Origin of the sequence: Oryzibacillus soli, assembly GCF_051594765.1 — a bacterium.
GTDB lineage: Bacteria > Bacillota > Bacilli > Paenibacillales > NBRC-103111 > Paenibacillus_AR.
Window position 1 is genome coordinate 1 of record NZ_JBPPGJ010000042.1, and the last position, 7171, is coordinate 7171.

A 7171-nucleotide genomic window follows, 5' to 3' on the forward strand; every position below is an offset into this window, starting at 1 on the left:
CGCCCTGGCTTCCCTGACCTCGGTCTCCAAGCTGCCGTACCATGCTTCCGTCGACGGCATCTCCAACACCTTCTCCATCGTGCCGCAGGCACTGGGCAAGGACGATGCATCCCAGGTACGCAACCTGGTGGCCATCCTGGACGGCTACGCCGTGAAGCAGGGCCATCACCTAAACATCAACGTGTTCAAGCGCGAGACGCTGATGGACGCCATGGAGCATCCGGAACAGTACCCGCAGCTGACCATCCGGGTATCCGGCTACGCGGTTAACTTCATCAAGCTGACCCGCGAGCAGCAGATCGACGTCATCAACCGGACGTTCCACAGCTCGCTGTAAGATCGGCTCCCGATGTCGGCTTCCCCTCCTAAGTTCCAACCGGGAAGGGGATTGCCGTCCGGGCACGCTGAGCGGATAGATTGTAAGTAATGGGCCTGGACAGTGCTGTCAGGCCTTCTTTTTTTGGATGCTCACGTATTCAAATAAGGAGGGGGATCGTCACCATGGCGCTCCAGATATCCGTCTGCATCGGAAGCTCCTGCCACTTGAAGGGCGCTTACCGCATCATCGAAGGGCTCGAGGCCTTGATCGAGTCCAAGGGCTTGAAAGACCATGTGGAGTTGAAAGCGAATTTCTGCGCGGGGCAGTGCCAGCATGCGGTGGCCGTCAAGGTGGGCGGGGAGCTGTGTGTACAGGTGGATGCGGAGGAACTGGCCCGGTTCTGGGACGATCATATCGAGGGGAGATGGTAACGGATGGGACATCTGCGCTTCCAAGCCGCCAACTGCAAAAATTGCTACCGGTGCATCCGGACCTGTCCGGTCAAGGCCATCGAATTCCGGGACAATCAGGCCAAGATCATGGACGAGGCCTGTATCTTCTGCTGCAACTGCCTCATGGAGTGCCCGCAGAATGCCAAGACCATCGACTCCGACTTCCAAAAGGTGGCCCGGATGCTCCGCTCCGGTCTGAAGGTGAAGGCCAGTCTGGCCCCCTCCTTCGCCGGCTACACGGAGGATCCTGCCGGCTTCATCCGACATCTCTATGAGCTGGGCTTCACGGAGGTTCGCGAGACGGCGGAGGCGGCTGCGGCCGTCTCCGAGGAATACGCCCGTGAGTTCGCCCGGAAGGGGCGCCTCATAACGACCGCTTGTCCCGTGGTGGTGGAGTACGTCGAGAAGTACTTCCCACAGGGGATCAGCCTCTTGGCCCAGGTGGACTCCCCGATGATGGCCCATGCCAAGTGGATCAAGCGGCAGGATCCGGAATCCCGGGTGGTCTTCATCGGTCCCTGCTTCGCCAAGCGGAGGGAGATGTCGGACCAGCCCGGCTTTGTGGACGCGGTTCTGACCTTCGAGGAGGCGCTCCGTCTGGAGCCGATTCCCGGCATAAGCCTCGCTGCAGCGGCTATGGAGCACGAGCCGCCCCAGCAGGAGCAGGGAGCCGGGTGGACGTCCGGCTTCACGGAGGCAGGCCCGGATCACGTACGGGCCCGGATCTACCCGGTGGAGGGAGGAGTCCTGGAGACCTCCTTCCCCCACGAGCCCCCGCAGGCAACGCCTCGCCGGAAGGCCATATCGGGCATTGAGAATCTCCGGAAGCTGCTGGCTTCCGTGGAGGATCTGCCCGAGGGTTACTTCCTGGAGCTGAACGCCTGCGAGGGGGGCTGCCTGAACGGGCCGGCCTCCGGGGACCGCCTCCACCCGCTGCTCAAGCAGGAGCGGGTCCTGGCCTACCGGGAGAGCCCGGCGCCCAATCCGGGCGCAGGACCGCTGCCGATGGGGGACCGGGCTCTGATCGCCCGGTCCTTCAAGGACCGCAGCCTGCCCCCGGTCCGTCATTCGGACGAGGCGATCCGCTCCGTCCTGGAGAAGCTGGGCAAGCACCGCCGGGAGGATGAGCTGAACTGCGGCGCCTGCGGCTACAGCAGCTGCAGGGACAAGGCGGCCGCCGTTCTGGAGGGCAAGGCCGAGCTGTATATGTGCATGCCGTACGCGCAGACCCGTGCGGAGTCTTTTGCCCACGTGCTGCTGGAGAAGACGCCTAATGCGGTCATCGCCGTGACGGACCAGCTGTATGTGAAGGAAGTCAACGAGGCGGCGGAACGCTTCTACCAGATGGACGCCCGCCAGCTGGTGGGCCTGCCCTCCGATTTCCTGCTGGATCCTGCGGAGATCGTGCTGTCGCCGGGAGAGCAGGTTCGGAAGAAGCTGGTATTCCCGGACCTTCGTAAGACGGCTATCGTCTCGGCTTCGTATGTGCATTCCCAACAGATCTATCTGGTCATTCTTCATGACCTGACGGAGCAGGAGAAGGAGCAGGAGAAGCTTCGCTTGCTGAAGCACGATACGGTGGAGATGGCCCAGAAGGTCATCGAGAACCAGATGAGGGTGGCTCAGGAGATTGCAGGCCTCTTGGGCGAGACAACGGCGGAGACCAAGGTCACGCTGACCCGGATGAAGAAGCTGCTGCTGGAGGATTAGACAGAGGAGGCCGATGCGGATGGAAAAGCAGGTGGAGCCGAGAATGGAGCACCGGCTGTTTGCCGATGTGGGCTTCTGCAGCCTGAATAAGTCGGGGGAGGAGCTGTGCGGGGACAAGGTCCACATCACCCGGACGCCGGATTCGGCGGTGGTGGTGCTGGCGGACGGCCTGGGCAGCGGAGTGAAGGCCAACATTCTGGCCACGCTCACCTCCAAGATCGCCGGGGATATGCTCCGGATGGGCTCGGACATCGAGGAGGTGGTGGACACCTTGACGGAGACGCTTCCGGTCTGCAAGGTCCGGGGCGTCGCCTATTCCACGTTCACCATCTTCCAGATGTTCTCCGACGGGCGAGCTTATCTCGTGGAATACGACAACCCGGGCACCTTCTTCTTCCGCCAAGGGAAGGCGGAGCAGCTCTACTATCTGGAGCGGACCGTCAACGGCAAGGCGATCAAGGAATCCCGCTTCCGGGTGTCGGAGGGCGATACGCTGGTCATGGTCAGCGACGGAGCGGTGCATGCCGGCGTGGGCCAGATCCTGAATCTGGGCTGGCAATGGCCCCAGATACTGGAGCATCTGGGCCGGACGGTTCCGGTCTGCAAGACGCCGGAGGAGGTGGCCCGCCAGCTGGCCGACGCCTGCGGAGAGCTCTACTGCCACAAGCCGGGAGACGATACGACGACCGTTGCGGTCCGGTTCAAAATGTCCAGCCCCCTCACGCTCCTGGTGGGCCCTCCGAGCATCCGGGCCATGGACGGGGCCGTGGTGCAGGAATGGATGGACCAGCCGGGACGCAAGGTGGTCTGCGGCGGCACCTCCGCCAATCTGGTGGCCCGGGAGCTGGGGCTGGAGCTGACGGTGAACCTGGCCGACCGGGCCGCGGACCCGGATGTTCCTCCCACCGCCGTCATCGAAGGCATCGATCTGGTGACGGAGGGCGTACTGACGCTCCGCAAGGTGCTCGCGCTTCTGCAGGAGTACCGGCTGGATCCGGGCGCTGATCTGCCCCAGGGCCGGAGCGGGGCCCATAAGCTGGCCACACTCCTCCTCCGGGATGCGACGGAGATTCACTTCATGGTGGGCACGGCCATTAATCCGGCCCATCAGAACCCGAATTTCCCCCAAGACTTGAACATCAAGCTGCGCATCGTGCACGATATCATCCGACTCCTAAGGGAATTGGACAAACCGACCTCCATCACCCTATACTAAGTGGGTTATGGAGATTGGCATGAAGGATGATCGCACATGAACCCGCAGTTTTATATGTATACCTTCTCCTCCAGGGAATGGGAGGTAGAGCTGGTCCGGATGGAGCAGCGGACCGTATTCGGCGCCGAGGCCGGCCCGGAGGGCTGGCTCCGCAGCCCTGTCCGGTTCGAGCCGGACCGGAGCCCCTTCGTCCGCCAGCGGCTGGACGTCCTCTTCGAGGCCGGGAGCCTGGAGGAGCTGGTCCGGCAGGTGGACGGCTTCCAAGTGGGGGAGGGCACCTTCAAGGTGCGCTATGTGAAGACGGACGAGCCGGTGGAGTACGACGTGCAGCGGCGGACGGAGTCTCGGGTCGGAGCCGTGATCCGCGGCACCGTAGACGTCCGGGAGCCCTCCCGGCTGTATGGGGTGGCCCATGCGGGCGGCCGCTGGCTGTTTGGCGTGCACCGGCCCTCCGAGGCCGTCTGGCTCCGCCACCAGAACAAGCCCCAGGGGTACTCCACCGCCCTGAACACCCGTATCGCGCGGGCCTTGGTGAACCTGGCCCTGCCCGACCCGGACCGGGACGGCACCCGCCTCCTGGACCCCTGCTGCGGCATCGGCACGGTGCTGGTAGAGGCCCTCTCCATGGGGCTCGATGCCTCCGGCTCCGATGTGAACCCGCTGGCGGTGAAGGGAGCCCGCATCAACCTGGCCCATTACGGCATGTCGGACGTGGTCATGGTCCGGGACATCGGGGCCGTGGAGGGGCGGTATGACGCCGCCGTGGCGGACCTGCCCTACAACCTCTGCTCCGTCAGTCCGCCGGAGGAGCAGCTCCGGATTCTGCAGCGGGTTCGGGAGCTGGCTCCCCGTGCCGTTCTGGTGACGACGGAGGAGATGGACCTGCTGGTCGAAGCGGCCGGGCTGCACATCGCCGATCGCTGTACGATCCCGAAGGGCAAGCTCGTCCGTCACATTCTGCTCTGCCGTTGATTTCTCTGTAAGCCGTTCGTTCCGGTGCTCATGGCGCCGGAGTGGGCGGCTTTTTGCTGTTGGGGGACTGACCCGGCGGGACTCATTCCCGCCAGCCGGCGCGAGCCGCGGGTAGCGGTAGACTGCTGCCAGGGGAAGGCTTGATGATAAGAATCCGACGGACTGCTCCCATGAATTGTCAGGGCAAATATCTAAAAATTCGGTAAACTCCTCCCCCTGATCTGCATAGGTATTTAATACGTTCCATCTTTCAATTGTTGGTTGGGTGGCCTAGGACTTCGTCGCGAATTCATCATGGGGGCTCCTTCAAGGTGCAGGGATGACGATTCGAATCGAGTCATCTCTTGGGGGAACCGGGAAAAGGATGCAGAGTCAACGAGAGGAGGGTTACCATGGATCTTTTCAAGAAAATTGCGGAATACCGGGCTGAGAACGAAAGGTTGGCTTGGACGGGTTCGTTCAAGGAGTACTTCGAATTGGTGAGGGCAAACCCCAAGCTGGCCATGACGGCCCATGCCAGAGTCTATAACATGATCGCCTCGAAGGGGACGGAAGAACATCTCGGGCAGACCCGGTATAAATTTTTTGAGCAGGAGATCTTTGGACTGGACCGGGCGATCGAGAAGCTGGTGGAGGAATACTTCCACTCCGCGGCGAGGAGGCTGGATGTGCGCAAGCGGATCCTGCTTCTGATGGGACCGGTCAGCGGGGGCAAATCTACCCTGGTGACCATGCTGAAGAAGGGGCTGGAGCAGTATTCGCGTACAGACGACGGTGCAGTGTATGCCATTGCCGGCTGCCCTATGCATGAGGATCCTCTTCACCTCATTCCCGCAGAGCTGCGGCCGGATGTAGAGAAGGAGCTGGGCATCAAGATTGAGGGCAACCTGTGCCCATCCTGCCAGATGCGGCTGAAGACCGAATTCGGCAGCAACATTGAAGAGGTCCAGGTCGAGCGGGTGCTCCTCTCCGAGACGGAGCGCGTGGGAATCGGCACCTTCAGCCCCTCGGATCCCAAGTCGCAGGATATCGCCGATCTGACGGGCAGCATCGACTTCTCCACCATTACGGAATTCGGCTCCGAATCCGATCCTCGAGCCTACCGGTTCGACGGCGAGCTGAACAAGGCCAACCGGGGGCTTATGGAGTTCCAGGAGATGCTGAAGTGCGACGAGAAATTCCTCTGGAACCTGCTGTCGCTGACCCAGGAGGGCAATTTTAAGGCGGGCAGGTTCGCGTTAATCAGCGCTGACGAATAGGTTGATACATGATATAACTAAAAAAAGCGGGTCATGACGCAGCATGTCGCGATATTTGCGTTCATGCGAACAAATGTGCTATAATAACCACGAAAGTGGTGTGGACAAGAACAAAGACGCGAGAGCACTTCCGGGTGCAGACCGCGTCTTTTTTGCGTTCCTGCCAGAATCAAGAAGGCGTTGGCAATGCCCCAGGGCGTTTGGTGGCGCCTTTTCTGCATGCTGGGGTAGCGGAAAGGTTATACGCATTCCCAAGGCAATAAGCGAAATGAGCCCTCGATAGCGATTGCCTATATACGGGACGGGCTGCATGCATGGTTCAATTCCATGCCCCCGGCTTTTAAACAGGAGGTGGAGGCCGTGAATCTAGACCAGCGGATCCAACGTGACCGGGATCGGGAGCGGCAGCCTCTCCTGTGCCGCGGTTGCCCATACGGGACGTGGACCGGTACGAAGCAGACGTGCATCAGGTTGGAGTGCGTGAAGCAGCAGCCCCGGAATTTCCTCCAATGGGTCAGACACATGAAGGGGAGAGACCAAGGCTTTAGCGATATGGATATTCATCAGCAATGGGAGATGTATCAGCGGTGGAAGAAGGGGCGGTGCTTGAGTTGATCCACATATTCACAACGGGTTGTCCACATACCTGTGGATATCACGGGTCCTTCCAGCGTCCCGAACGCATGCGGGTGCTCGCGACCCCGAAATCTGTGTAGCGACAAATTTTTATTGGTTTTTGCGTTTCATCATGCAAGATCATGAATGATTATGCAAAAGCATTCAGCCCATATCGAAATTCAAGCGGACCGCCACTTTCGGCGGTCTTTTTATTTCCGGAGCCGGCGGAAGGAGGAGGAGCGGCATGCGAAACGAGGGGAAATCGGAAGGCGAAAAGTTAATCACGACGAAGGACCTGGCGGAGCTGCTTGATCTGTCCGCTCGCCGGGTCCAGCAACTGGCTGAAGACGGTGTCCTGATCCGGGCGGAAAAGGGGAAGTACAAGCTCCTGGAGAGCGTCCACCGGTATATCAAGCACGTCCAGAATCGCAGCCATGACGACGACGTGGACTACTTCTCCGAGCGGGCCAAGCACGAGCGGGCTAAGCGCGAGAAGGCGGAGTTGCAGGTGGCCGTTATGCGTGGAGAGCTCCACCGGGCAGAGGACGTAAAGGATGTCATGACAGACATGCTGGCCGCGATCCGGGCGAAGCTGCTCTCCCTACCGGCGAAGATCGCACCGAGG

General features: G+C 61.1%; 7 protein-coding genes and 1 pseudogene. All 8 read left to right on the top strand.

Annotated elements, in window-relative coordinates:
• The coding region (locus ACSEXW_RS27755) for a glycine radical domain-containing protein (RefSeq protein WP_438449433.1) at positions 1-337 on the top strand (337 nt) is incomplete at its 5' end.
• A 164-nt stretch (positions 338-501) separates the two neighbouring features.
• Entirely contained in the window at positions 502-750 is a 249-nt protein-coding gene (locus tag ACSEXW_RS27760; protein WP_438449434.1) for a (2Fe-2S) ferredoxin domain-containing protein, read from the top strand.
• Positions 751-753: 3 nt separating this feature from the next.
• A complete protein-coding gene (locus ACSEXW_RS27765; RefSeq protein WP_438449435.1) occupies positions 754-2481 on the top strand; it encodes a [Fe-Fe] hydrogenase large subunit C-terminal domain-containing protein in 1728 nt (575 codons plus the stop codon).
• 19 nt (positions 2482-2500) lie between these two features.
• On the top strand, positions 2501-3697 hold the full coding sequence (locus tag ACSEXW_RS27770) for a SpoIIE family protein phosphatase (protein ID WP_438449436.1): 1197 nt from the start codon (positions 2501-2503) through the stop codon (positions 3695-3697).
• Positions 3698-3733: 36 nt separating this feature from the next.
• Positions 3734-4669, top strand: coding sequence for a TRM11 family SAM-dependent methyltransferase (locus ACSEXW_RS27775; RefSeq protein WP_438449437.1), 936 nt, complete (start codon positions 3734-3736; stop codon positions 4667-4669).
• 392 nt (positions 4670-5061) lie between these two features.
• Positions 5062-5925: pseudogene (locus ACSEXW_RS27780) on the top strand (protein prkA); the annotation flags it as partial.
• 363 nt (positions 5926-6288) lie between these two features.
• Positions 6289-6543 (top strand): hypothetical protein, encoded by a 255-nt coding sequence (locus ACSEXW_RS27785; protein WP_438449438.1) that lies wholly within the window; start codon positions 6289-6291, stop codon positions 6541-6543.
• A 247-nt stretch (positions 6544-6790) separates the two neighbouring features.
• Positions 6791-7171 (top strand): hypothetical protein (locus ACSEXW_RS27790; protein WP_438449439.1); only part of this gene is annotated, 381 nt, incomplete at its 3' end.